The 24,825-nt window shown below is 58.9% G+C and carries 18 protein-coding genes, 1 pseudogene and 1 riboswitch; of the genes and pseudogenes, 6 read left to right on the top strand and 13 right to left on the bottom strand.

Annotated elements, in window-relative coordinates; genetic code table 11:
• Positions 1–90 precede the first annotated feature (90 nt).
• The 3 genes from LG371_RS08745 to tsaD form a co-directional block, all read right to left on the bottom strand.
• Complete coding sequence (locus LG371_RS08745) at positions 91–783, bottom strand: DedA family protein (protein ID WP_067592775.1); 693 nt, start codon at positions 781–783, stop codon at positions 91–93.
• A 27-nt stretch (positions 784–810) separates the two neighbouring features.
• Complete coding sequence (glmM, locus tag LG371_RS08740) at positions 811–2,142, bottom strand: phosphoglucosamine mutase (RefSeq protein ID WP_225748283.1); 1,332 nt, start codon at positions 2,140–2,142, stop codon at positions 811–813.
• A 401-nt stretch (positions 2,143–2,543) separates the two neighbouring features.
• Positions 2,544–3,599: a tRNA (adenosine(37)-N6)-threonylcarbamoyltransferase complex transferase subunit TsaD gene (gene tsaD / locus LG371_RS08735; protein ID WP_225748282.1), complete on the bottom strand. Its 1,056-nt coding sequence runs from the start codon at positions 3,597–3,599 to the stop codon at positions 2,544–2,546.
• A gap of 183 nt (positions 3,600–3,782) precedes the next feature.
• Between tsaD and LG371_RS08730 the strand changes: the two genes are divergently transcribed.
• From LG371_RS08730 to dnaE, 5 genes are all read left to right on the top strand, one after another.
• Positions 3,783–4,196, top strand: a complete 414-nt coding sequence (locus LG371_RS08730; protein WP_225748281.1) for a hypothetical protein — start codon at positions 3,783–3,785, stop codon at positions 4,194–4,196.
• Between the two features lie 86 nt (positions 4,197–4,282).
• Positions 4,283–4,564, top strand: a complete 282-nt coding sequence (locus LG371_RS08725) for a hypothetical protein (RefSeq protein ID WP_082890754.1) — start codon at positions 4,283–4,285, stop codon at positions 4,562–4,564.
• A 290-nt stretch (positions 4,565–4,854) separates the two neighbouring features.
• On the top strand, positions 4,855–7,077 hold the full coding sequence (locus LG371_RS08720) for a DNA internalization-related competence protein ComEC/Rec2 (RefSeq protein ID WP_225748280.1): 2,223 nt from the start codon (positions 4,855–4,857) through the stop codon (positions 7,075–7,077).
• 105 nt (positions 7,078–7,182) lie between these two features.
• On the top strand, positions 7,183–7,968 hold the full coding sequence (locus LG371_RS08715) for a hypothetical protein (RefSeq protein WP_067592793.1): 786 nt from the start codon (positions 7,183–7,185) through the stop codon (positions 7,966–7,968).
• Positions 7,969–8,216: 248 nt separating this feature from the next.
• Positions 8,217–11,648: a DNA polymerase III subunit alpha gene (dnaE, locus tag LG371_RS08710; protein WP_067592796.1), complete on the top strand. Its 3,432-nt coding sequence runs from the start codon at positions 8,217–8,219 to the stop codon at positions 11,646–11,648.
• A gap of 121 nt (positions 11,649–11,769) precedes the next feature.
• Here dnaE and LG371_RS08705 read toward each other — a convergent pair whose 3' ends face one another.
• Positions 11,770–12,324, bottom strand: coding sequence for a DUF1440 domain-containing protein (locus tag LG371_RS08705; protein ID WP_067592799.1), 555 nt, complete (start codon positions 12,322–12,324; stop codon positions 11,770–11,772).
• 185 nt (positions 12,325–12,509) lie between these two features.
• A riboswitch (TPP riboswitch) is annotated at positions 12,510–12,604 on the top strand.
• A gap of 188 nt (positions 12,605–12,792) precedes the next feature.
• Between LG371_RS08705 and cytX the strand changes: the two genes are divergently transcribed.
• Positions 12,793–14,019 carry a putative hydroxymethylpyrimidine transporter CytX gene (gene cytX, locus LG371_RS08700; RefSeq protein ID WP_225748279.1) on the top strand — a complete coding sequence of 409 codons (1,227 nt, stop codon included), beginning with the start codon at positions 12,793–12,795 and terminating at the stop codon, positions 14,017–14,019.
• A 165-nt stretch (positions 14,020–14,184) separates the two neighbouring features.
• Here the strand turns inward: cytX and LG371_RS08695 are convergent, their stop codons facing one another.
• The 9 genes and pseudogenes from LG371_RS08695 to pilQ form a co-directional block, all read right to left on the bottom strand.
• Entirely contained in the window at positions 14,185–15,408 is a 1,224-nt protein-coding gene (locus LG371_RS08695) for an aromatic amino acid transporter (RefSeq protein WP_179945907.1), read from the bottom strand.
• 439 nt (positions 15,409–15,847) lie between these two features.
• Complete coding sequence (locus LG371_RS08690) at positions 15,848–16,729, bottom strand: ABC transporter six-transmembrane domain-containing protein (RefSeq protein WP_225748316.1); 882 nt, start codon at positions 16,727–16,729, stop codon at positions 15,848–15,850.
• A 63-nt stretch (positions 16,730–16,792) separates the two neighbouring features.
• On the bottom strand, positions 16,793–17,647 hold the full coding sequence (locus LG371_RS08685; RefSeq protein ID WP_225748278.1) for a BPSS1780 family membrane protein: 855 nt from the start codon (positions 17,645–17,647) through the stop codon (positions 16,793–16,795).
• 159 nt (positions 17,648–17,806) lie between these two features.
• Positions 17,807–17,953, bottom strand: coding sequence for a hypothetical protein (locus LG371_RS08680; protein WP_225748277.1), 147 nt, complete (start codon positions 17,951–17,953; stop codon positions 17,807–17,809).
• Positions 17,950–19,987 (bottom strand): annotated as a pseudogene (gene recG / locus LG371_RS08675) (ATP-dependent DNA helicase RecG). The gene LG371_RS08680 and the pseudogene recG overlap by 4 nt, the downstream one beginning before the upstream one ends.
• Before the next feature lie 167 nt (positions 19,988–20,154).
• A complete protein-coding gene (locus tag LG371_RS08670) occupies positions 20,155–20,649 on the bottom strand; it encodes a hypothetical protein (RefSeq protein ID WP_225748276.1) in 495 nt (164 codons plus the stop codon).
• Positions 20,650–21,033: 384 nt separating this feature from the next.
• Complete coding sequence (gene aroB, locus LG371_RS08665; RefSeq protein WP_225748275.1) at positions 21,034–22,110, bottom strand: 3-dehydroquinate synthase; 1,077 nt, start codon at positions 22,108–22,110, stop codon at positions 21,034–21,036.
• On the bottom strand, positions 22,110–22,658 hold the full coding sequence (locus tag LG371_RS08660; RefSeq protein WP_067592815.1) for a shikimate kinase: 549 nt from the start codon (positions 22,656–22,658) through the stop codon (positions 22,110–22,112). The genes aroB and LG371_RS08660 overlap by 1 nt, the downstream gene beginning before the upstream one ends.
• A gap of 29 nt (positions 22,659–22,687) precedes the next feature.
• Positions 22,688–24,808: a type IV pilus secretin PilQ gene (gene pilQ, locus LG371_RS08655; protein WP_225748274.1), complete on the bottom strand. Its 2,121-nt coding sequence runs from the start codon at positions 24,806–24,808 to the stop codon at positions 22,688–22,690.
• Positions 24,809–24,825 lie beyond the last annotated feature (17 nt).

Raw genomic sequence — 24,825 nt, 5'->3', positions numbered from 1 at the left:
GCCCGACCTACGGTTTTTATTTTTCAGGTAGCCTTTTATGCAGAGGCTACCTGAAAAAGTTTGGCAACAATAGATGCGGTGCAAACAGTCTTATTCTGACGGTTCTTGTTCGTTGCCGCTGTGCCGTTTGCCCTGCCCGGCCTGACGTTTTTGGCGCAGCTCTTGCAGCTTGGCGTGGAAGAATTGGCTGCGGCGGCGTTTGCGCTGCCAGAAGTAGAGCAACACCAGGGCGCCGATGCCGATGAGCACGAACAGGATGTGCTGGAACTGGTGCGCCTTCATCAGCAGCCAGTCTTTGTTGGCGGCGCCGTAGTGGCCGAGATACACCCAGGCGGGCACGGAAATGAGCGAGGCGAGGCCGTCCATCAGCAGCCAGCGCCAAAAGGAAACCTTGCCGCTCATGCCGGCGGTGATGAAGATGGGCGTGCGCAGGCCGGGCAAGAAACGCGCCACAAACAACACCCAGCTGCCGTGTTTGTCGAACTTTTCCTGCACTTGCAGGTAGCGGTGCGGCGGCATCAGGCGTTTGATGAAGCGGGCTTTGAGGATGCGGTCGCCATACGTGTGGCCGAGCATGAACATCATGCCGTCGCCGGTGAGCACGCCGAGCATGCCCACCACCACCATAATATGCGCATTGCTGTGGCCGAGGCCGGAAATCACGCCGCCGGCAATCAAGGTGATGTCTTCGGGAATTGGGATGCCGAAGCCGCAGGCAACCAACACCACGAATACGGCCGCATAGCCGTATTGGGTGAACAAGGCTTCTAGGATATCAAGCATGGTGAGGGGTGTTCCTGTGAAACGGCGTTATTTTTGACGGATGCTCTCGGCAATGCGTTCGGCGCAGCGCTGCGCCAGCTTGGTGTCGCGGGCTTCCACCATCACGCGCACCACCGGCTCGGTGCCGGATGCGCGCAGCACCACGCGGCCGTGCCCGGCCAGCTCGGTTTCCACCGATTGCAGGGCGGCGGCGGAGGCAGATTGCCAATCCTGCCCTTTGCTGATGCGCACATTAATCATAGTTTGCGGGAAGGGCAGCCAATCCACGGCGGCGGCCAAGTCCTGATCCAGCGTTTGCAGCGCGGCCAACACTTGCAGCGCGGCGATGGTGCCGTCGCCGGTGTTGTGTTTGTCGAGGCAGAGGATGTGGCCGCTGGCTTCGCCGCCGAGCTGCCAGCCGCGCTGTTGCAACTGCTCCAGCACATAGCGGTCGCCCACTTTGGCGCGGGCAAATTCGATTCCTTGTTGCGATAAGGCCAGCTCCATCGCCATATTGGTCATCACCGTGCCGGCCACGCCGCCGGTGAGCGTGCCGGTTTTGCTGCGGGCGCGGGCGATCACGTAAATCAGCGAATCGCCGTCGTACACTTTGCCTTGTTTGTCCACCATCATCAGGCGGTCGCCGTCGCCATCCAGCGCGATGCCGTAGTCGGCTTCGTTTTGCAGCACGGCGGCTTGCAGGGTTTTGGTGTAGGTGGCGCCGCATTTGTGGTTGATGTTGAAGCCGTTGGGCTGATTGCCTATTTCGATCACGTCGGCGCCGAGCTCGTGGAATACTTTGGGCGCCACGTGGTAGCCGGCGCCGTTGGCGGTGTCCACCACCAGTTTGAGGCCGCGCAGGTTCATGTTGGCGGGAAAGGTGGATTTGCAGAATTCGATGTAGCGGTCGTCGGCGCCGCTCACGCGTTTGGCGCGGCCGAGCAGGTCGGAGGAAACGGTGTGCATTTCCTGCTCCAGCTGCTGTTCGATTTCCTGCTCGATTTCGTCGGAGAGCTTGATGCCGTCTTCGGTGAAGAATTTGATGCCGTTGTCGGCGTAGTGGTTGTGTGAGGCGGAAATCATCACGCCGGCGGAAAGGCGCAGGGCGCGGGTGAGATAGGCCACGCCGGGGGTGGGCAGCGGGCCGGTTTGGATCACATTCACGCCGGCGGCGGTGAAGCCGGCCACCAGCGCGGTTTCCAGCATATAGCCGGAAATGCGGGTGTCTTTGCCGATGAGCACGGTGGGTTTGTGTTCGTCGTCGCGCTTGGTGAGCACCTGGCCGGCGGCGTAGGCCAGCTTCAAAACGAAATCGGGCGTAATCGGAAATTTGCCCACTTCGCCGCGCACGCCGTCGGTGCCGAAATATTTTTTTGCCATCGCGAAAATCCTTTGCAGTTGCCGCTTTGCGGGTGGAATGGGCGAATTGTAAAGCAGCGTTCGGGCTTGCGCCAGCGTTGTGGCGGTTAAATCGGGCAAACCTGCTTTGGGGAAAGGGTTTTTGGCGGTTTGGCGGGGCGAAGGCTACCTGAAAAATCTAGGCGGCGGTTTGAATGCGCCCGGCAACAGGCAAACGGGTTTTCAGGTAGCCTCACACCACGTGGCGGATGGCTACCTGAAAAAGGGAAATCCCGTTTGCAAGCGAAGTGGGGGAAGGCTGCTTTAGATGGCGCGGATGATTTTTTGCTTCGCAGAAACTCAGCCTTGACTAGGCCAAGACATCATTTTCAGGTGGACTCAACACCAAATAAAGGCTACCTGAAAATTTTGCGGCACACTTTTTAGCGTACGATTTCCGCCAGCGGCCAGCGTGGGCGAACGCTGAAGCCGGCGGCGGCTTGGGCGGCTTGCAGGTGCATGGCGCCGGCGAAGGCGATCATGGCGCCGTTGTCGGTGCACAGCGGCAGCGGCGGGAAATAGGTGCGCACGGCTTCGGGCGGGCTCTTGGGGCCGGAGCGCACTTGCAGCGCGGAAAGCTCGGTGCGCAGCTTCCAGTTGGCGCCCACGCCGCCAGCCACCACCAGCGTGCGGTAGCCGGTGTGCAGTAGGGCTTGGCGCGATTTGGCGAGCAACACATCCACCACGGCGTCTTGGAAGGCGCGGCAGATGTCGTTGCGCACGGCATCGGGCAGGCTGCCGCCGTGATCGGTGCGCACGGTTTGCACGGCGGTGAGCACGGCGGTTTTGAGGCCGGAAAAGCTCATTTGCAAATCGTGCGAATGCAGCATAGGGCGCGGGAAGCTGAAGGCGTCGGGGCGGCCGAGGCGGGCGAGGCGGGCGAGTTCGGAGAGCTTGGCGCCGCCTGGGTAGGGCAGGCCGAGCAGCTTGGCGGTTTTGTCGAAGGCTTCGCCGGCAGCGTCGTCCACGCTTTCGCCCAGCAGCTCGTAATCGCCGATGCCGCGCACGGCCATGAATTGGGTGTGCCCGCCGGACACGAGCAGGGCGACGAAGGGGAAGGCGGGCTTGTCGTCGGCCAAAAGCGGGGAGAGCAGGTGGCCTTCGAGATGATGCACGGGGATAACGGGCTTGCCCAGCGAGAAGGCGAGGGCGTTGGCAAAGGCGCTGCCGGCCAAAAGCGCGCCGCCGAGGCCGGGGCCCTGGGTGTAGGCGACGGCATCGATATCGGCATAGTTTTTACCGGCTTCGCGCAGGCAGGCTTGGGTGAGCGGCACGAGGCGGCGGATGTGGTCGCGGCTGGCCAGCTCGGGTACCACGCCGCCGTATTCGGCGTGCATGGCCATTTGGGTGTGCAGTTGGTTGCCAACGAGGCCGTGTTCGGTGCTGTAGAGCGCCACGCCGGTTTCGTCGCAGGAAGATTCGATGCCGAGAACGAGCATATATAAGGCTACCTGAAAAATATCGGCGGCAATGCCGAAGTGGGAAAGGCATTATTTTAGCGGCAATGCCGGGCGGGGGCTATGTGCGACATAATGAGGCTACCTGAAAGCGATGTCTTGGCATAGCCAAGGCTGAGTTTCTGCGAAGCTAAAGCGTCAGCTTCAACGAGGTGGACCGATGTTTTGGCGAAACCGAGGCTGAAGTTTCTGCGAGGCGAAAATTTTTGGCAGCAGATGTTGGCTTATTTGAAGAAACGAACAGCGGCGGCAAAAATATGCCACCCGATAAGTGCGGAAACGGGGATTGTTGTTTTTTTGCACACGCTAAATCGGCTTGCGGAAACGGGTTTTACTATCGCGCGCTCCGGCGTAATGCAAAAATATGCAAAGGAAAGCAGTGCAGTATATTGGCATGAAAAATATATATTTTTTGGCTATAACGATAGAAACACCCCGTTATTGGGGCGGAATATGTTAATTAATGCTCGGCCGGGCGCAGCTTTTTGCCGGCGGCCGGGCGCAGCGGCAGGAAGCCGGATTAGGATAATTGCGTTGCCAGCGGCGGGCAAACGGCGGATAATGCGCAGCAATTCTTAATTGGAATTTATCTGTGCGACGGCTAGAGGTCCGCAGATAGGGAATTTTTAAAGTTATAACTTGAATTTGTTTAGAGGTAATTCAACATGAAAAAATCTTTGTTTGCCGCTGCCCTGATGTCTCTGTTCTTGGCTGCTTGTGGTGGCGAAGCTCCGGCTCCCGCTGCTTCTGACGCTTCTGCTGCTTCCGCCGCTTCTGAAGCTGTAATGGCTTCTGAAGTTGCCGGTGCCGCTTCTGCCGTAGAACAGGCTGCTTCTGAAGCTACTTCTGCTGTTGAAGGCGCTGCTTCTCAGGCTACTGCTGCTGTTGAAGGTGCTGCTTCTGAAGCTACTGCTGCTGTTGAAGGTGCTGCCAGCTCTGTTAAGTAATCCAGCGGTTACTTGAAAACTTAAAGCCTTGCCGATGTGCAAGGCTTTATTTTTGCCTGCCGCCTGCCTGCTGATTTGGGTTCAGCATGGCGGCGGCAGTGTTTTTGTAGTGGATTAACAAAAACCAGTACGGCGTTGGCTCGCCTTGCCGTACTGCTTGTACTGTCTGCGGCTCGCCGCCTTGTCCCGATTTTTGTTAATCCACTATAAGTGTCCGCTTTGCCAAACATTGGCCGGATTTGCGATAAAATCGGCCGCTTGATCAAACAGGAAAACGGCGGGAACGGCAAATGATTCGGGGCGGATTGTGGTGGTGGATAGCGGGTGTGCTGCTGGCATTTGGTTTGCCGGCAGCACATTTTGCTGCTGTTGCCTCTGCTTCGGTGGTGCTGCTGGCTTTGCTCGGCTGCTGGCAGCGGGCACGCGGGGCGTGGTGTTTGCTCTTGGGTTTGCTCTACGGCGTGTGGCGGGTGCAGCTGGCGCTGGCGCAGCAGTGGCCGGCCGAGCCGGAGTTTCAGCGGGTGCGGCTGGATTTTCAGGTAGCCTCGGTGGCGGAGGTGTCGGCGCAGGCGGTGCGCTTTGAGGCTTGGGCGGAAACGGAGGAGGGGTGGCGCTACCGGCTGCTGGTGTCCGACCGGCAGCTGCGCGAATGGCGGCCGGGCAGCCGCTGGCGGATGACGGTACGGGTGCGGCCGACGGTGGGCGAGCGCAATGCAAACGGCTTCGACCGCGAGGCATGGGCGCTCAGCCGGCGCATCGACGGCATCGCTTCGGCGGCGCGTGAACGGGCAGAACTGGCGCCGGACACGGGCTGGCAGGCGCGTTGGCAAAACTGGCGTTACAACCGGCAGCAGGATTGGCAGCAGGCGGCGCAGGAATATCCCAACGGCGCGGCGCTGATGCAGGCTTTGGGCGGCGGCGGATACGGCGGGCTGGCGGACGAGCATTGGCAGTCGTTCCGCAACTTGGGCATCAATCATTTGATCAGCGTGTCTGGGCTGCACATCGGCATGGTGGCGCTGGCGGCGGCTTGGTTGGCGCGGCTGGTGCTGCTGCAGCTGCCGTTGGCGGAGCCGCGCCGTTGGTATTTGGTGGCGGGCTTGGCGGCGGCGTTGTTTTATTCGGCGCTGGCGGGCTTCGGCGTGCCGATTCAGCGCAGCCTGCTGATGCTGGCGGTGTTTGCCTGGCAGTGGTATCGGCGCGGCAGCCCGCAGCCTTGGCGGGCGTGGGGCTGGGCGCTGGCGGCGGTGTTGCTGTTCGACCCGCTTTCGGCTTTGAGCGTGGGCTTTTGGTTTTCCTTCGGCACAGTGGCGGCGCTGATTTGGGCGGCGCAGGGGCGGCTGCATGCGGGCAAGTCGCGCACGGCGCTGCGCGGGCAGTATGCGGCCACGCTGCTGGGGTTTTGGTCGGCGGGGCAGACTTTCGGCGTGGTGCCGCTGCTGGCGCCGCTGGCTAATGCGCTGCTGATTCCGTGGTTTCCCTGGGTGTTGGTGCCGCTGGCATTGCTGGCGGTGCTGCTGCCCTTGGCAGGCTACCTGAAAATGGCGGCAGCGGTTGGCGAATATACGATGCGCTCGGTGCTGTGGCTGGGGGCTTGGGCGCCGACGGGGGCGCTGGCGCATTTGCCGCCGCTGTTTTGGCTGGCGGTGTTGGCGGCGCTGGCGGTGTGGATGCTGCCGCGCGGCTTGGGCTTGCGGCCGTGGGCGGGGCTGGTGTTGGCGGCGTCTTGCCTGTATCGCTCGCCGGCGCCGGAAGCGGAGGTGGCGGCGGTGCGGATAACGGATGTGGGGCAGGGGCTGGCGGTGCAGGTGCGCACGCAAAACCATTGGCTGCTGTTCGATACGGGCACGGCGGGGGCGGCGCAGATGCAGCTGTTGCCGAATGTGTGGGCACAGGGGCTGGGTGCGCCGGATGTGCTGGTGCTCTCGCATCATGATGCGGACCACGACGGCGGCTTTCCGGCTTTTCAGGTAGCCTTGCCGCCGCGCAAGCTGTATGCCGGGCAGCCGGAGGCGTATGCGCAAGGCGCAGAGTGGTGCGCGGGCGATACGGCTTGGGAGTGGGACGGAGTGCATTTTGAGTTTCTCACGCCGCCGCGCAGCCCGGAGGCGGACGATAATGAGCAAAGCTGCGTGCTGCGCGTGGTGGCGGGCGGGCAGGCGCTGCTGATTGGCGGGGATTTGGGCGTGGCGGGCGAGCGCTGGCTGGTGGGGCAATATGGCGATTCGCTGCACAGCCAGCTGCTGGTGTTGGGGCATCATGGCAGCCGTTCGTCTTCTTCGTCGGCTTATTTGAACACGGTGGCGCCGGAAGCGGCGGTGGCGGCCAACGGCTTTGCCAATTCCTACGGCCATCCGGCTGAAATCGTGCGCCACCGGCTTTCGGCGCACGGCATCCGGCTCTACACCACGGCGCGCGGCGGGCAGCTGGATTTTGTGTTGGGGAAAAACGGGGAAATGCGGCCGCGGCGGCTGGGCAGGCGGTTTTGGCATCGCAAGCCGTTTGAGGAGTGAGTGTTTTCAGGTAGCCTGTTGGGAGTGGTTGGAGGCTACCTGAAAAACAGGGAAGGTGTAAGATTGCCGTATTGAAGCTAATTTTATTTTTAGAAAGGGAAGAATATGCGAGCTTGGGCTTGTTGGCTGGCGGTTGGCTTGGCTGTTGTGCTGCCGTGGCAGGCGGTGGCGCAGGGTGTACGTTTGCAGCAGCGGGAAGTGGTGGCGCAGGAAACCGCGCAGCAGGCGATGGAACGGATTTCGAAGAGCCGGAATATGCAGGTGTGGGATAGGCTGACGGCGGAGGAGTATCGGGAGATACCTGCGGGTAGGCGCGTTAGAGATAGGAATTTTTCGCGGCAGGCTGTGCCATTGAGAAGGATTGTGGGGATTCCGAGGGAGGATGTCCAATCAATAGAGTTGAAAGTGATTAACGGATTGCATCGTTATGAGATTGCTGTGTCGAGGCCTGAGGAAGTTAGCGCTGGAATAAGGCCAGGCAAAGCCAGTGCCATGATTTCTGAGGAATATTATGACCGAGCAACTGATTACGCCTATTATTCGATTGAACCGCAGGAATTTGATCGGGTTTTGGATATTATTGAGAATATGCAGGTTAAGGTTTATCCGCGGGACACTGATAGAGGGTATGACTACCGGATGGCTATCAGTATTAAATATAAAGATGGGCATACGGTTTATCTTGCTAGTGATGGGCTTTATTGGGCTCACAACCATACCCGGGGCTCGATTATCGGTTTGGGCAGAGAGCCTATCCATGTGGATTACAGCTTCAGAGATTTGAACATATTGTTTCAATATATTGACCCAAACATGATTATTTTCTCTACTCGGTATGGTTCTACGGCATTTTTCGATCAATGGGAAGCCGAGCGCCATCTGCCGCAGTAATCCCGGCATCATGCTAAATTTTCAGGTAGCCTCCAGAGGCTACCTGAAATCTTGTTTGCCGCCATCCCAACACGCCCCGCCGCGCCCGCCGCCCGTTTGCGGTACAATGTGCGCCCTCATTCTGTTCAATCAGGCTACCTGAAAGCGTCAGCTTCAACGGTTAAAACGATGTCTTGGCGCAGTCAAGGCTGAGTTTCTGCGAAGCTAAAGCCGCGTAGCTCCATCCATCCCGTCCCCAAGCCCGAAATATGACCGCCCCCGTTTACATCCCCCTGCGCCAACACACCGAATTTTCCATCACCGACGGCACCTTGCGCATCAAAGAGCTGGTGAAGAAGGCCGCCGCCTTCGGCCTGCCCGCGCTGGGCATCAGCGATTTGATGAACACCTTCGGCCTGGTGAAATTCTACAAAGCCTGCCGCGTCGCCGGCATCAAGCCCGTGGTGGGGGCGGATGTGTGGGTGGCCAACCCGGAAAACTCCGAGCAGCCCTTCCGCGCCATGCTATTGGTGCGCAACGAAGCGGGCTACCGCCGCCTGTGCGAGCTGCTCACCCGCGCCTATGTGGGCAGCGACCGCAACGTTGCCCACGCCGAGCTGGAGCCGCAATGGCTGGCCGAAGGCGGCAACGAAGGCCTGATTTGCCTCTCCGGCGCGCACCTGGGCGAAGTGGGCCGCCAGCTAATGAACGGCCACGCCGATGCCGCCCGCGCCGCTGCGCAGAAATACACGCAATGGTTTCCCAATGCTTTCTATCTGGAGCTGCAAAGGCTACCTGAAAAACCGGAATGGGAAACTTCGGTTTCAGGTAGCCTCAAACTGGCGGCCGAGCTGGATTTGCCCGTGGTGGCCACCCATCCGGCACAATTTCTCAACCCTGATGATTTCAAGGCGCACGACGCGCGCGTGTGCATTGCCGGCGGCTGGGTGCTGGCGGATAAGCGCCGCCCGCGCGAATTTGTGTCCGGCCAGTATTTTGCCTCGCCCGAAGAAATCACCGCCCGCTTTGCCGACCTGCCCGAAGCGTTGCAAAACACGGTGGAAATCGCCAAACGCTGCAACCTCACGCTCACGCTGGGCAAAAACTTCCTGCCGCAGTTTCCCACGCCCGAAGGCATGAGCCTGGACGACTACCTCGCCCACCTTGCCAACCAAGGCCTGCGCGAGCGGCTGGCCGCGCTCTATCCCGACGAGGCCGAGCGCGCACAAAAGCTGCCCGAATACCAGGCGCGGCTGGATTTTGAGTTGGGCACCATCGTGCAGATGGGCTTTCCGGGCTACTTCCTGATTGTGGCCGACTTCATCAACTGGGCGAAAAACAACGGCTGCCCGGTGGGCCCGGGGCGCGGCTCGGGCGCCGGCTCGCTGGTGGCCTATTCCTTAAAAATTACGGATTTAGACCCGTTGCGCTATGCGCTGCTGTTTGAGCGCTTCCTCAACCCCGAGCGCGTGTCGATGCCCGACTTCGATATCGACTTCTGCCAAAACAACCGCGGCCGCGTGATTGAATATGTGCGCCAAAAATACGGTTTCGAGGCAGTGAGCCAGATTGTTACCTTCGGCACGCTGTCTTCCAAAGCCGTGATCCGCGACGTGGGGCGCGTGCTGGAGCTGCCCTTCGGCGTGTGCGACAAGCTTTCCAAGCTGATCCCGCTGGAAGCCAACAAGCCGCTGAGCCTAGGAAAGGCGATGGAGGCCGAGCCGGAAATCGCCAAGGTGTTGGAAGAGGAAGAGGCCGAAGAGCTGATGGAGCTGGCCAAAAAGCTGGAAGACCTCACGCGCGGCCTGGGCATGCACGCCGGCGGTGTGTTGATTGCGCCGGGCAAGATTTCCGATTTCTGCCCGGTGTATCAGGCCGACGAATCCGCCTCGCCCGTGTCGATGTATGACAAGGGCGACGTGGAAGACATCGGGCTGGTGAAGTTCGACTTCCTCGGCCTGCGCAACCTCACCATCATCGAAATGGCGCAGGCGTTCATCGCCCAAACCACTGGCGAGCATATCGACATCAACCACATCGATTTAGACGATCAGCAGGCCTACGAAGTGTTCCGCAAGGCCAACACCACGGCCGTGTTCCAGTTTGAATCCACCGGCATGAAAAAGATGCTGGCGCAGGCCAACACCACTAAGCTGGAAGAAATCATCGCCTTTGTGTCGCTCTACCGCCCCGGCCCGATGGACCTGATTCCCGACTTTATCGCCCGCATGAAGGGCGCGCACTTCAAATACATGCACCCGCTGCTCGAGCCCGTGTTGCAGCCCACCTACGGCATCATGGTGTACCAAGAGCAGGTGATGCAGGCGGCGCAGGTAATCGGCGGCTATTCGCTCGGCGGCGCGGATTTATTGCGCCGCGCCATGGGCAAGAAAAAGCTGGAAGAAATGGTGAAACACCGCGCGATTTTCGCTGAAGGCGCGGCCAAGCGGGGCATCAGCCAGGAGAAGGCCGACGAAATCTTCGACTACATGGAAAAATTCGCCGGCTACGGTTTCAATAAATCCCACGCCGCCGCCTATGCGCTGGTGGCCTACCAAACCGCTTGGCTCAAAGCGCACTATCCCGCCGAATTCATGGCCGCCACCATGTCGAGCGAATTGGACAACACCGACCAGCTCAAGCTCTTCTACGACGACGCCCGCGATAACGGCATCCGCTTCCTGCCGCCCGATGTCAACCATTCCGGCTACCACTTCCAGCCCAACGCCCAACGCCAAATCCGCTACGCGCTCGGCGCCATCAAAGGCACCGGCGAAGCTGCGGTGGAAGCCATCGTGGCGGCGCGGGAAGCCGGCGGCGCGTTTACCAGCCTGTTTGATTTCTGCGAACGCGTGAGCCGCCAGCACATCAACCGCCGCACCATCGAAGCCCTGGTGCGCGGCGGCGCCTTCGACAGCATCGAGCCCAACCGCGCCCGCCTGCTCGCCAACATCGACCTGGCCATGAGCAACGCCGAACAGCAGGAAGAAAACGCCAACCAAGGCGGCCTCTTCGATATGGTGGAAGACGCGATTGCGCCACTGGAAATGACAGACGTGCCAGCCTGGGGAGAAGCCGAGCTCCTGGCCGAAGAAAAACAAGCCATCGGCTTCTATTTTTCCGGCCACCCCTTCGGCCCTGCCGAAAAAGAAGTGCGCCAGTTTGCCCCCGCGAAACTGTCGCAGCTCAAGCCCAACGACAACGTGCGCGTGGCCGGCTTCGCCACCGCTGTGCGCAGCATGGTGGGCAAGCGCGGCAAAATCGCCTTTGTTACGCTGGAAGACACCGGCGGCAAAGCCGAAGTGATGATTAGCGGCGAAACGCTCGAACAGCTCGGCCGCGACACCCTGCGCGCCGACCAAGTGCTGATTGCCGAATGCCGCATCAGCAAAGACGACTACGGCGGCGAAGACGGCCTGCGCATCATCGCCAACCGCCTCTACACCCTGCAAGAAGCCCGCAGCCACTACGCCCGCGCGCTCACCCTACACCTTTCCCCGCAGCACGACATCCGCCGCCTGGCCGAGCTGCTGCAACAGGGCGGCGAAGGCAAACGCGTCCCCCTGCGCCTGCATTATGCCAACGGCAAAGCCGCCGGCGAGCTCATCCCCGACGGCCGCTGGCAGCCCTGCCTGAACACCGAGCTGCTCGAAGCGCTGGTGTCGCTGCTCGGCGAGCGGCAAGTGAGTGTGAGCTGGTAGAGGCTACCTGAAAAACCGGTGCAGGTTGGGTTAGTTGGCAAGCTGTAATCCAATATCTGCTTCTTTATGTTGGATTACGCCTGCGGCTAATCCAAGCTCCATTTGCCGCGGCCATCAATCATTAATCATTCCACCATTTTCCGTACAAGGGGCGGCCGAAATGCGCCAGCACCGCAATCATGCAGATTTCGATGGAAACAGACCAATAAATGTGCCCCATGATTTCGCTGAAATGCTCGGCAAAATTCAAGTTCCACAGCCAACCTGTTGCGCCGTCGGCATATTTCGGATTGCGGAAGCCGAAGGCGGGAATCAGCAGGCCGTGCATCACCAGCGTGATGATGATGCCGTACAACGCACCCCACCACAAACGCATCTTCGACCAATACATCGATCCGACTACATAAACCAAAGCGAAGGCAAAGCTAAACAGCCAGTGGTATAAAGTAACCGCACCCAAAACGTGCACGCCCTGATAGGTATAGTCTAAAGAATGCTGGTTGATGCCCAGCCAGCCCAACCAGGCGTCGATATGCGCCCCCGGCGGGGAAATTTCGCCCGGCATGCGCGGCGGGGTATTCACTTCCGAGCCCCACTTGACCAAAGAGCTGATAAAGCCGCCGATTAAAGTAGTCCACACGATAACTTGGCGGTTTTGTTTGTCCGAAAAATTCATAGCATTCCCTTTTTTAAAAAGTAAAATTTTCAATACACTAGCAAAGGTTTTCTCTTGTTGGTGAGCGGTATTATACATAGACAGCACAAAGATGTGCGGGCTTGAGGGGTGAATATATTTTCAGGTAGCCTGCTGCCCGTTTGGCAACTGGTTGGACAAAGCGGGGCGGCGGGGTATAATCAGCGGGCAATTAGTCGGGGTGCTGCGCAAAGCGGCTGAGAGGATACCCGTTGTACCTGATCCGGTTAGCACCGGCGTAGGGAACTAACTATGGCGGATGATGGAACCATCGCGGCGTTGGCTTGCCGGGTTGCGCTTGGAATCGAATCTGCCGGCATCCGAAGGCGAAGCTGCCTTTTTCTCAGTGCGTGTTGTGTGCCCCGGCCTAAGTTGCCGGGTTTTTTGTGGCCATGTGCGGCGCGGAGGCCCGGCTGGTTTTGCAAACGAACAACTGGGAGCAGGCATCAAATGGAACAAGATCAAGGCGGTAAACTTTCGGCGGGCGCTTCGGCGCTGATTTGGTTTGGGGCGGCGGTGTCGGTGGCGGAAATCCTCACCGGCATGCTGTTTGCGCCGCTGGGCTGGCGCATGGGGCTGTTGGCGGTGGCCGTCGGCCATGTGATTGGCGGGGTGTTGTTTTACCTGGCCGGGCTGATTGGGGCGCAAACGGGGCGCAGCGCGATGGAAACGGTGCAGCTTTCCTTCGGGCGGCGCGGCTCGCTGCTGTTTGCGGCGGCGAACGTGGTGCAGCTGGTGGGCTGGACGGCGATTATGATTTTCACCGGGGCGCAGGCTGCGGCGGCGCTCACGGCGGGCTGGAGCGGGGCGCAGGCCGGGTGGTGCATTATCATCGGCATGCTGATTTTGCTGTGGCTGCGTATTGGGATGCGCAATTTCAGCAAAATCAATGTGGTGTCGATGAGTACGCTGTTTTTGCTCACGCTGTGGCTGAGTTTTCAGGTAGCCTCGGGCGAGCCGGCGGCGGCTGTGCAGCAATCGGAAGCGATGAGCTTCGGGCTGGCGGTGGAGCTGGCGGCGGTGATGCCGCTGTCGTGGCTGCCGCTGGTGTCGGACTACACGCGGCGTGCGGCTAAGGCGCGCCCGGCCACGCTGGCGGCCACGCTGGCTTATTTCTGCACTAGCTCGTGGATATATGCCATCGGTTTGGCGGCGGCGCTGTTTGCCGGCCAGAGCGAGATTGCGCCGATGCTGCAATATGCGGGGCTGGGCGCGGCGGGGATTGTGGTGGTGGTGTTGTCTACGGTGAGCACCACGTTTTTGGATGCGTATTCGGCGGGGGTGAGCGCCCATGCCATCAGTGGGCGCTTGGGCGAAATGGCGGTGGCGGCGGGGGTAACGCTGCTGGGCGTGCTGCTGGCGCTGCTGTTTGATGTGGGGCGTTTTGAGGCGTTTCTGTATTTTATCGGCTCGGTGTTTGCGCCGATGATTGCAGTGCAGATAGCGGATTATTTTGTGCTGAAACGTGCGCCGGCGGCGGGGGCGGCGGATTGGGTGAGCCTGGCGCTGTGGCTGGCGGGCTTTGTGTTCTACCGCAAAATGCTGGAATGGCAGCCGCCTTTGGGCACCACGCTGCCGGTGATCGCGGCCACTTTTGCGCTGACGGTGTTGGTGCGCAAGCTGCTGGCGGCGGCAAAATCCGGCGGTGCAGCTGCGGCGGGCCCGCATGGGAATTGAGCGGGCAAGGCATGATAAAAGAGGGCGCGGGCAGCGTCCTCTTTTTTCAGGTAGCCTCTAAGCGGCCGTAGGTTAGGTATGAATGCGCGATCTACATTTTTCAGGTAGCCTCAAATGTTTTCAGGTAGCCCTTGGTAGGCTACCTGAAAAATTTTTGCAAACCAATCAGCCAGTAAACACAGGCAAAATATTCGCACGACTGAGGACTTGCGCAGCCACGTTGGCCAGGCCGAACAGGAATACCCACACCATCAGCCAGCGTCCGCCATACACGCTGTAGCCCTTGCCCGCGCCGAACTTTTTGCGGCAGGCGTGCAGCAGCAGGGCGGGCACGAAGGCCGTCCACACCGTGGCGGCGAAGCCGACGTAGCTGATGGCGATCACGAAGCCGGTGGGAAACAGCAGGCAGGCAACGAGCGGCGGCAGGAAGGCCAGCGCGGCGGCTTTGCTGCGCCCGGCGCGGTTGCGGCCGAAGCTGAACAGGTCGGTGAGGTAGTCGAGCAGGCCGAGGGTCACGCCGAGGAAGGAGGAGGCGATGGCCATGTAGGAGAAGAAGGAGAGCACTTTCACCAGCCCGCTGCCGGCCACTTGCGAGAGCGCGGCGAGTAGGGCGGCCACGTTGTCTTGCGCGGCAATCACGGGGGCAAACTGGCTGCGCGGCAGGTTGCCCTGCACGGCAAACTGCCACAGCACGTAGATGACCAGCGCAATCAGCGTGCCCAGCCACAGCGAGCGGGCCACTTTTTTGGCGTCGCCGCGGAAGTAGTCGAACAGGCCGGACACGTTGCCGTGGAAGCCGAAGGAGGCGAGGCACACGGGCAGGGCGGTGCCCAGGTAGATCCAGTAGTTGCCGCCGTGGCTGCCGGCCAGGGTGTCGAACAGGATGGCGCTTTGCGCGGAGCCGAGCAGGCCGCCGTTGGCCCACAGGAAGGTGATGACCATGCCGCCGATGAGGATGCTGGTGGCGCGGTCTACCCAGAAGGTGGACCACCACACGCAGCCGGCAAACACTAGGGTGAACACAATCTGCCCCACCGGCAGCGGCGCGCCGAGGGCTTGGGCGGTGAGGTTGCCGCCGGTGAAGATGTAGGCGTAGGTGAGCAGGTAGAGTACGAAGGCCACGGAGAGGCCGGTGATAATGCTCCAGCCGCGGCCGAGCAGATCGCTCACGATGGTGTCGAAATTGGCGCCTTGGGGGTAGTGGGTGGTGGCTTCGAGAATCATCAGGCCGCTGGAGAGCATGGAAAACCAGGTGTAGAGCAGCACGGCGAGCGAGCCGGCAAACCAGATGCCGGCGGTGGCGGTGGGGTTGGCGAGCATGCCGGCGCCGACTACCGTGCCGGCAATAATCATGGCGCCGCCGAAAACGGAGGGATTTTGGTTCATGATGTGATGGGGTGTGGGGGAGCGTTGGCTTAGCAGAAGTATTGCTTGGCTATGTTTTAGCTTTGCAGGAACTCGCTTCGCACGTTTTCAGGTAGCCTTTTGCGCTGTTGGCGGGCAACGGGGAAAAGGCGGGAAATAAAACCGCCGCCCCGAAAAAGCGGCGGCTGCGGCAGGATTATACGGATTGCGGCTTGGTTTGACTATAAAGTTGCGGGGAAGAGGCTACCTGAAAGCGCCAGCTTCGGCGCAGCTAAAACGATGTCTTGACACAGTCAAGGCTGAGTTTCTGCGAAGCTAAAGCGCCAGCTTCAGCGCAGCTAAAATGCTGCCGAAGCGTTGCCGGGCATCGATGCGGGGCGGCGTAGGCTTGAGCGGCGTGAATAGGCTTTGGTTTTTCAGGTAGCCTTTTACGCTGGCGCAGTATGCGCACAAGCGCTTGGCGCTACACCTCCACCCGTTTGCCGATGTCTTTGAGCTTGGCGTATTGCTCCAAGAGCTGCGGGCTGTCGTCTAGGCTCATGGCGAAGTTCCACAGATAAGTGGTTACGGAATAAACATGCCCGGCGCTGCCGTAGCCTTGGAGGGTGAGTAGCAGCAGCGCGGTGCCGAAGAGGAAGCTCATGGCCAGGCCGATGGCCAGGAAGCTGGCGGCTTCGCGGTTGGAAATCAAAATCCGCAGGCGGGCGGAGAAGGAATAATGCTTCGACAGCGCGCGCTCGTTGGCCGTGCCCACCAAGTCCACTTCCTTTTCCAGGCGGTTGTTCAGGCGGTGGTAGAGCCGGTCGTTTACGGCGGCGAAACGCGGCACCAATAGGGCGAACACCGCCGCCACCAGCAGCGCCGCCGCGCCCACCCAAAATTCAATCGCCAGCAGCATCACCACCGAGCCTGCGGCGGAAAATATCGAGGTGGTGAACAAGGGCAGGTGCAGCTCGAAAAAATCCACAAATTCGCGCGAGAGCGCCACGCGGGCGGCGGTTTCGGAATGGCCGCTGCCGCTTTCGCGCTGGCGCAGTATCACCGGCACGGCGGTTTCGGCGTAAATTTTGGCGAAGGCGCGGGTGTCCACGCTGCGGCGCGCGGCCGACACGCTGTAGATCACAATCATCAGCAGCGCATAGCCCGCTGCGCCCCACAGGCTGCCGGACACCACTTGGTTGATGGCGAAGCCGGCAAACAGGGGGTAGGTGTTGATGAGCAGGTTTTCCGCTGCCACCAGCGAGAAAGTGCCGATGAGGCGGCGTCGGTTTTGGCTGGCGATGGTTTTGAGGGTTTGGAAGGCGGTGGGGCGGCATGGGCGGTGTGTGTGAGTGTTTGGATGAATGGTTTTCAGGTAGCCTGTATGCCGGTGGAGGCTACCTGAAAATTTGGGCGGCGGGCGCGAACGTTATTCCTCTTTGAAAAACAAATCGCGGTACACCGCATAGGGCAGGAGAAACAATATGGGCAGGAAGGCCAGCATGATGAGGATAACCAGCAGCACGACCAGCCAGCCCATACCGGATGATGCTGATAGCGAGCTCAGCAGCCCGATTAGAAACACGGTGCTGAATATCGTGCCGCAGAAGGCAAGGCCGACATAAAGGGCACACAATATCGCGCCGACGATATTGCGGAGGAAGCCTTTGCAGCTCAGGCCGACGGCGCGGAACAGTTTTTCGTTTTGCAAGATAATCAGCGTGGGCACGAGGAAGGTGAGCGCCAGGTAAACGACGAAGAAACCGATATTCAAGGCGTTCATGCCGGCCGGCATATCGTTTTGCCTGCTGTAGGCGAAAGCTTCTAAGCCGTCTAAACCATCATTACCAAGTAGAATGAATATGGCTATGCCGTACAGGAAGGAGAGCGCCAGGCTGAACAGGCCTGCGCCGAGCAGGGATTTGCCGTTTTTCCAGAAGCCGGTGAGGAAGATATCGCCGATGCCGAAGTTGCCACGCTGTTCGAGGCTCTGCGCGGCATAGGCGATGCCGGCTAGGATAACCATCATGAACAGCGGTTGCAGCAACATGCCAATAAAAGGCAGCAGAATGATGACGAAGTTGGCAAGCAGGATCAGCAGCGACGCGCCCAGCCATTTGATTGGCTGCTGCTTGAACAGTCGCCAGACGTTGCGCAGCCAAACGAGCGCGTGGCCGGGGCCGACGGATTGCGGTTCGCCGAGATAGCCGTCGGCATCGCGGCTGGGCTGTTCTTCGGCGGGGGTGGAGGGCGGAGCGTAGCGGTCGAATTCGGGGGTGTTCATGATGGCTTGGCTGTGGTGAGGATAGGGCTATATTTTAACTGAAGAAGACTGTGGACGCAGGGGGCGGCGGCTTGGTGGGCGGCGGGTTGTGGGGAAAATGCACGGCGGCAAAGGCTGGGTGTCTCGGAGGGGGAAGGGCTACCTGAAAACGCAGTTGCATTACATTGACAAGCAAGGCGGTTTGTTTTCAGGTAGCCCGAAGGAGGCGCGATAGGCTACCTGAAAAACAAGGGCTACCTGAAAACCTGTTTTACCCAAATCGCAGGGCATGATTGTTTTCAGGTAGCCTTTGTTGTGTGCGTTCACACGCCGAGATAGGCTTCGCGGCTGGCGAGCCAGCGGTCGAGGTGGCGCTCTACGATGTCGGGGTGATGGGCGATGAGCTCGGGGGCGAGCTGGCGGGCGGCTTCGAGCAGGGGCAGGTCTTGTTCCAAATCGGCGAAGCGCAGCATGGGCAGGCCGCTTTGGCGGGCGCCGAGGAATTCGCCGGGGCCGCGGATGTTGAGGTCTTGGCGGGCGATTTCGAAGCCGTCGGTGTGTTCGTAGATCACTTTGAGGCGGACTTTGGCGGTGTCGCCCAGGGGCTCGGCAAACAGCAGCACGCAGCTGGATACGGCCGCGCCGCGCCCCACGCGCCCGCGCAGTTGGTGCAGTTGCGAAAGCCCCATGCGCTCGGCGTGTTCGATCACCATCAGCGCGGCGTTGGGCACGTCCACGCCCACTTCGATCACGGTGGTGGCCACCAGCACATGAATGCGGCCGGCGGCAAATTCGGCCATCACGGCGGCTTTGTTGGCGGCTTTCATGCGGCCGTGCACCAGGTCGACGGTGAGCTCGGGCAGGGCGGCTTGCAGCTCGGCGAGCGTGTCGGTGGCGGTTTGCAGTTGCAGCACTTCGCTCTCTTCAATCAGCGGGCACACCCAATAGGCCTGCTGCCCTTTTTTGCAGGTGGCCAGCACGAAGCCTTCCACTTCGCGGCGGCGCAGGTTGTTTACCAGGCGGGTTTTGATGGGGGTGCGGCCGGGCGGCAGCTCGTCGATAATGGATACATCGAGGTCGGCGAAGAAGCTCATGGCTAGAGTGCGCGGGATGGGGGTGGCCGACATCATGAGCTGGTGCACGTCGCGGCCCTTGTTTTTCAGGGCGAGGCGCTGGGCGACGCCGAAGCGGTGTTGCTCGTCCACAATCACCAGGCCGAGGTTGTGGAAGGATACGTCGTCTTGAAACAGGGCGTGGGTGCCCACGGCGAGGCGGATGCGGCCGTCGGCGAGCGCGGCTTTGGCCTGCTCTTTTTCTTTCTTTTTGAGGCTACCTGAAAGCCAGGCCACACTGATGCCGAGCGGTTCGAGCCATTGGCGGAATTTGATGTGGTGTTGTTCGGCGAGGATTTCGGTGGGCGCCATCACGGCCACTTGGGCGCCGGCTTCGATGGCGGCGAGCGCGGCGAGCGCGGCTACGATGGTTTTGCCGCTGCCCACGTCGCCTTGCAGCAGGCGGTGCATGGGGTGGGGCTGGGCGAGGTCTTGGCGGATTTCGGCCAGCACGCGCTGTTGGGCGGCGGTGAGGGCGAAAGGCAGGCTCTGCACCAGGTGCTCGGTGAGGCTGCCGTCTCCTTCCAGCGGCATGGCTTGGCCGCTGAGGCGCTGGGCGCGGGCGAGGCGCATGGAGAGCTGCTGGGCGAGCAGTTCGTCGAACTTGAGGCGCTGCCAGGCGGGCAGGCTGCCGTCGGAAAGCTGGCTGACGCTATATTCGGGCGGCGGGGCGTGCAGGAGGTGCAGGCTGGGGCGAGCGGGGGAGTTTGAGGCGGGCGAGCAGGTTTTCAGGTAGCGTGTCGGCGAGGTCGGTGTGCTCGAGGGCTTGGCGGATGATGCGGCGCAGGGTAGGCTGGCTGAGGCCGGATACGGTGGGGTAAACGGGGGTGAGGCTTTCGGCGAGGCTTTGGCCGGCGGCGTCGCGGATTTTGGGGTGCACCATTTCGTCGCCGAAAAAGCCGTGGCGGATTTCGCCGATGGCGCGGATGCGTTTGCCTACGGCAAGCTGTTTTTGCTGGCTGGGATAGAAGTGGATGAAGCGCAGGTGGAGCACGCTGCCGGAGTGGTCGCGGATTTGTACGATGAGCTGGCGGCGGGGGCGGAATTGCACTTCTTGGTGGGTGACTTCGCCTTCTACTTGGCAGGAGAGGCCGACGGGGACGTCTTTGATGGGGGTGAGGTGGGTTTCGTCTTCGTAGCGCAGGGGGAGGTGCAGCACGGCGTCCCACAGGCTGCGGATGTGCAGCTTGGCGAGTTTGCCGGCGGTGGTGTCGGTAAGCTTGAGTTGTTGTTTGAAGCTGGGGCTCATGGGGAATGGGCTACCTGAAAATGGTTTGGCTGCGGCCAAGGCTGGGTTGGGCGAAGCGAAAACGGGTGGCGGGATTGTACTGGAGTGGGTGGGTTTCAGGTAGCCTTAAGCCTAGTGATGTATAGTGGTAGTTCGATAATAATAAAAAAGTAATAATTTCTGGACAATCAAATCAATTGCTGGTTAATCCGGTTCATTATATCTAGGTTTTTCAGATTGATAATGGGAATACCGAAATAATCGGCATAACTAATGGTCTGTCCGGTCCCGCCGGTTTGCCGTGTCCTACCTTGATGGTTTTCACAGTCGTCTTCGGTATAACACAAAACAAAACGGACTGGGCGAATGTCAAGCTCCAATTTGTTTATATCGACTGACCCATTTGCTTTTAATTGTTGCATCAATGTGATGCAGCCAGTATCCTGAAAAGGTTCGATTCCTATGATTTGGAAGAGATTTCTTGCCAATGGTGTAATGTACTGTATTTCCTGTTGTAATAATTTGGCTTGCGTGGGGTGGAAATAAGCTGTGATGCCAAACAGCATTTTGTGGGCGGTTTCGTCTGTAATTTTATCTGTGTCGATAGCGTAATAAATGTCTTTGGCAGATTTTTCGTCTTTTGAATGGGTAAGCAACAAAGCCTGTTCGAAATAGCTATCCAACCACTTGCGCCGCCGGAACGCAAAATCATATCGCGTGATTGCAAAAATCGAGCAATTTGCTCTGCGGTTGCCCGAACATTTTCCATCATTCCTGCTGCAATTTTATGTTCTCGGCAACCGATGCCAGCATAATACTGCGAAATAGGTATTAAATGGTTAGTTTCTATATACTGTTTTAATATTTCAAGAAATTGCCGTACCCAGTTCAGATCTGTTTCTATTTTTCTATGCCGCATTTGGTGTGCCGCATTTGGTGTACAACTATCTAAATCAGTTTTAATCGTAATTAATCGTTTGGTAGTGAACAGTTTTAAATTTTGTTGAATTTTATATTTTCAGGTAGCCTGCTGCGGGGAGAGGCTACCTGAAAATTTGGCTGGCTGTTTAAACGCTTTGCAGTAGGGAGGCCATGTCTTCTCGGCTGAAGCCGGCTTCTACGGCGGCTTGGCCGAGCTGCTTGAGGAGGACGAGGCGGATTTGGCCGGCTTGGTTTTTTTTGTCGTGCTGCATGTGGGCGAGCCAGGTGTCGGCGCTGAAATCGGGCGGGGATACGGGCAGGCGGGCGGCTTGCAGCAGGCGGATGATGCGCTCGGTGTCGGCGGTTTTCAGGTAGCCTTTGCGCTCGGAAAGGCGGGCGGCGAGCACCATGCCGGCGGCCACGGCTTCGCCGTGCAGCCAGTTGCCGTAGCCCATTTGGGTTTCGATGGCGTGGCCGAAGGTGTGGCCGAGGTTGAGGTGGGCGCGGATGCCGTGCTCTTTTTCGTCTTGTTCGACGATATCGGCTTTCATTTGGCAGCAGTGGCGGATGGTGCCGGCGAGGGCGGCTTGGTCTTGCTGCATGAGGGCGGGCATGGTGTGCTCGAGTTGGGCGAGGAAGTTGATGTCGCCGAGCAGGGCGTATTTGATGACTTCGGCGAGGCCGGCGGAAAATTCGCGCGGGGGGAGGGTGCGCAGGGTGGCGGTGTCGGCGATGACGGCTTGGGGCTGGTAGAAGGCGCCAATCATGTTTTTGCCGAGGGGGTGGTTGATGCCGGTTTTGCCGCCCACGGAGGAATCGACTTGGCTGAGCAGGGTGGTGGGGATTTGGATGAAGGGGATGCCGCGTTGGTAGGTGGCGGCGGCAAAGCCGGCTAGGTCGCCGATAACGCCGCCGCCGAGGGCGAGGAGGGTGGTGCGGCGGTCGGTGTGGTGTTGCAGCAGGCCGGTGTAGATTTGCTGGAGGGATTCGTTGCTTTTGTATTGTTCGCCGTCGGGCAGGATGATGGCGCAGAAGGGGATGCCGAGCTGGCGGCAGGCGGCTTCTACGGGGGCGAGGTAGAGGGGGGCGACGGTTTCGTTGCTGATGATGGCGGCTTTGTCGCGGATGTGGGGGCGGATGAGCTCGGCGAGATTGTCGAGCAGGCGGTGGCCGATATGGATGGGATAGCTGTGGCCGGGGGTGTGGACTTGCAGGGTTTGCATTATGGGGCTTCTGGGCTGGATTGTTGGATGAGGTGCAACAGCTGCTTGGTGATTTGCGGGCAGGAGTGTTGCGGGGAAATGTTGAAAACGAGGTGGGCGGTGGCGCGGTAGAGGGGGTCGCGCTGTTGGTAGAGCTGCTTCAGTTTATCAAGCGGGTCGGCTACCTGAAGCAGGGGGCGGCTTTTGTCGTATCGGATGCGTTGGTAGAGAATTTCGGGGGTGGCGTGCAGATAGATAACGGTACCGCGGTTTTGCAGGCATTGGCGGTTTTCGGGGGCGAGAATGGCGCCGCCGCCGGTGGCGAGGATGAGGGAGTGGCGCCGGGTGAGTTCGTCGATAACGGCGGCTTCGCGTTTGCGGAAGCCGGCTTCGCCTTCCAGCTCGAAAATAGTGGGGATGGAGACGCCGGTGCGTTGGCAGATGAGTTGGTCGCTATCGACAAAATCACGGTGCAATAGCGCTGCCAATTGCTTGCCGTGTGTGGTTTTGCCTGCGCCCATCAAGCCGATGAGAAAAATATTGCCTGCCATGTTGTCCATGGCAGGCATTTTAACCGAATCAATCGGAAGATGGCTACTTAGTAGCGCAGAACGTTGCCTTCGCTGCCCATAATGCGCGGGGTGATGAAGATTAGCAGTTCGTTTTTCTCAGTATTGCGCTTGGTACCACGGAACAAGGGGGCAATGACTGGTATATCACCCAGCAACGGCACTTTGTATTGGGCATTGGAGTTATCTTCTTCATAGATACCGCCCAAGATAATGGTGCCGCCGTCTTCCACCATGGCACGGGTGTTCAGCTCTTTGGTTTGCAAGCAAGGCGTACCCAATACGCTACAGGTTTCATCTACTGAGTCTTTGTTCAGTTTAATGTCCATAATCACATTGCCATCGGGCGTGATCTGCGGGGTCACCGTCAAGCCCAACACGGCTTCTTTGAAGCTGGTGCTGGTGGCGCCGCTGGAAGAGGCTTCCTGATAGGGGATTTCCCGACCAGATTTGATGGTGGCTTCTTTGCGGTCTTGAGTCAGCACGCGCGGGCTGGAGATAATCTTACCGCGGTTCTGCTCTTGCATAGCGCTCAATTCCAAGCCGAGTGCACCGGAAGACAGGGCGCGCACGATGGTTAGTGAAGACGTGGCGGCTGCGGCCGGCAGGTTTACGTTCGGGGCAAAGTTGAATATGTCATTAGTAGAGCCACCTAAGCCACTACCAAATCGGGTTGAGCCGATGGTGCGGTTGTAACCAAAACGCACACCTAAGTTACGGGAGAAGCCGTCTTTGGCCTCAACAATACGGGCTTCAATCATCACTTGGCGGGCAGGAACGTCTAATTGTGCAATTAGATTTTCAAATTCTTTGATTACATTACGGTTATCTTTGATAATCAAAGTATTGGTTGCGGGGTCGATTACAGCAGAACCACGGCTGCTCAGCAGGGTGTTACGATCGTTACCGCTAGATCGAGAGCCACCATTCTCATCGATGTTCAAAATTTTACGGAATTCGTTGACGTCTTTGTATTTCAGTTGGAAAGTACGAGATATCAGCGGGCCGAGCTCTTCAACACGCTTGGCGGCTTCTAAGTCGTTAATGTCCTTATCTTGCCATTCTTTGCTAGGGGCAACGTTGATGATGTTACCATTACGGCGGGCTTCCAATCCACGTGCCTGCATCACCAAGTCCAAAGCCTGATCCCAAGGTACATCCTTCAGAGATAAGGTCATCTTGCCCGAAACGCTGTCGCTGGCCACGATATTCATATTGGACTCTTTGGCCAAAATTTGCAGAATAGTGCGCACATCTACGTCTTGGAAGTCCAAAGAAACGCGCTTACCTGTGAAGTGACGGTTACGATTCCGGTTGATGCCGTCTTCAGCTACTACAGTCTTGGGGGAAACGGTAATAGAGTAGCGGCTGGCAGCTTGGTTAGTTTTGTATTCCCAACCACCCTGAGTCTTAATGGTGATTTCGGTATCATTGCCCAAACGGCGCAGATTAATGGTGCGAACCGGAGTACTGAAATCGGTTACATCAAGATTACGTTGTGCAGCGATCGGAAGTTGGTTATTTCTCATCAAAATAACCAAGTTATTGCCACGTTGTTTAACTTCCGGAGTGCCACGATAGCCAGCAGTATTGATTTCGATTACACCGGAGTTATTGCTGCCTTTGTGGAAGTCAACGCCTACATTGGCGGTATTGCTCCCAAGAGTACTTTGGGCAGCAGCTGGCCTGCTATCGGTTACAGTCAGAGTTTCCTGTTGGATTTGGTTAGCAGGAGCAGCCGCTGCTACCGACGTTCTAGCAGGAGACTGCCCAGCTTCGTTGATATAAATCCAAACTTCATTGCCTTTGATTTCTGCATTGTATTGGCCAGGGCGGTTCAAGTTGAGCAATACGCGGGTTTTGCTGCTGTCTTGGGCAACAGCAATCTGGCTCAGAAGGCTGTCATTATATTGGAGTACTGGCTGGCTAAGATTGGCACCAGTATTCGGAAAGTCTAAGGCAATACGAGACGGAGTGGTGGTAATGAAACCACTCGGTTTCAGCATATCGCGGTCAAAACGGATTTTGACGACTTTTTGGTTGTTTGGCAGAGCTGATACATTGATATCCGTGATGTTACCAGCCAATACGCCTTGCATGGCCAAGCTCATACCTAAAGCGGTTAGATAGTACAGTTTTTTGATCTTCATAGCGTAAATCCCTTGGT

Source organism: Eikenella sp. Marseille-P7795, from assembly GCF_916618725.1.
GTDB lineage: Bacteria > Pseudomonadota > Gammaproteobacteria > Burkholderiales > Neisseriaceae > Eikenella > Eikenella longinqua.
This window is presented reverse-complemented; position numbering and strand designations above follow the sequence as displayed.

What these genes read in the sequence shown, in the direction of transcription:
- pilQ (WP_225748274.1), bottom strand. Translation starts at nt 24,808, where the DNA reads ATGAAGATCAAAAAACTGTACTATCTAACCGCTTTAGGTATGAGCTTG.
- LG371_RS08705 (WP_067592799.1), bottom strand. Translation starts at nt 12,324, where the DNA reads ATGAATTTTTCGGACAAACAAAACCGCCAAGTTATCGTGTGGACTACT.
- LG371_RS08660 (WP_067592815.1), bottom strand. Translation starts at nt 22,658, where the DNA reads ATGCCTGCCATGGACAACATGGCAGGCAATATTTTTCTCATCGGCTTG.
- LG371_RS08715 (WP_067592793.1), top strand. Translation starts at nt 7,183, where the DNA reads ATGCGAGCTTGGGCTTGTTGGCTGGCGGTTGGCTTGGCTGTTGTGCTG.
- LG371_RS08720 (WP_225748280.1), top strand. Translation starts at nt 4,855, where the DNA reads ATGATTCGGGGCGGATTGTGGTGGTGGATAGCGGGTGTGCTGCTGGCA.
- cytX (WP_225748279.1), top strand. Translation starts at nt 12,793, where the DNA reads ATGGAACAAGATCAAGGCGGTAAACTTTCGGCGGGCGCTTCGGCGCTG.
- tsaD (WP_225748282.1), bottom strand. Translation starts at nt 3,599, where the DNA reads ATGCTCGTTCTCGGCATCGAATCTTCCTGCGACGAAACCGGCGTGGCG.
- LG371_RS08725 (WP_082890754.1), top strand. Translation starts at nt 4,283, where the DNA reads ATGAAAAAATCTTTGTTTGCCGCTGCCCTGATGTCTCTGTTCTTGGCT.
- dnaE (WP_067592796.1), top strand. Translation starts at nt 8,217, where the DNA reads ATGACCGCCCCCGTTTACATCCCCCTGCGCCAACACACCGAATTTTCC.
- glmM (WP_225748283.1), bottom strand. Translation starts at nt 2,142, where the DNA reads ATGGCAAAAAAATATTTCGGCACCGACGGCGTGCGCGGCGAAGTGGGC.
- LG371_RS08745 (WP_067592775.1), bottom strand. Translation starts at nt 783, where the DNA reads ATGCTTGATATCCTAGAAGCCTTGTTCACCCAATACGGCTATGCGGCC.
- LG371_RS08685 (WP_225748278.1), bottom strand. Translation starts at nt 17,647, where the DNA reads ATGAACACCCCCGAATTCGACCGCTACGCTCCGCCCTCCACCCCCGCC.
- aroB (WP_225748275.1), bottom strand. Translation starts at nt 22,110, where the DNA reads ATGCAAACCCTGCAAGTCCACACCCCCGGCCACAGCTATCCCATCCAT.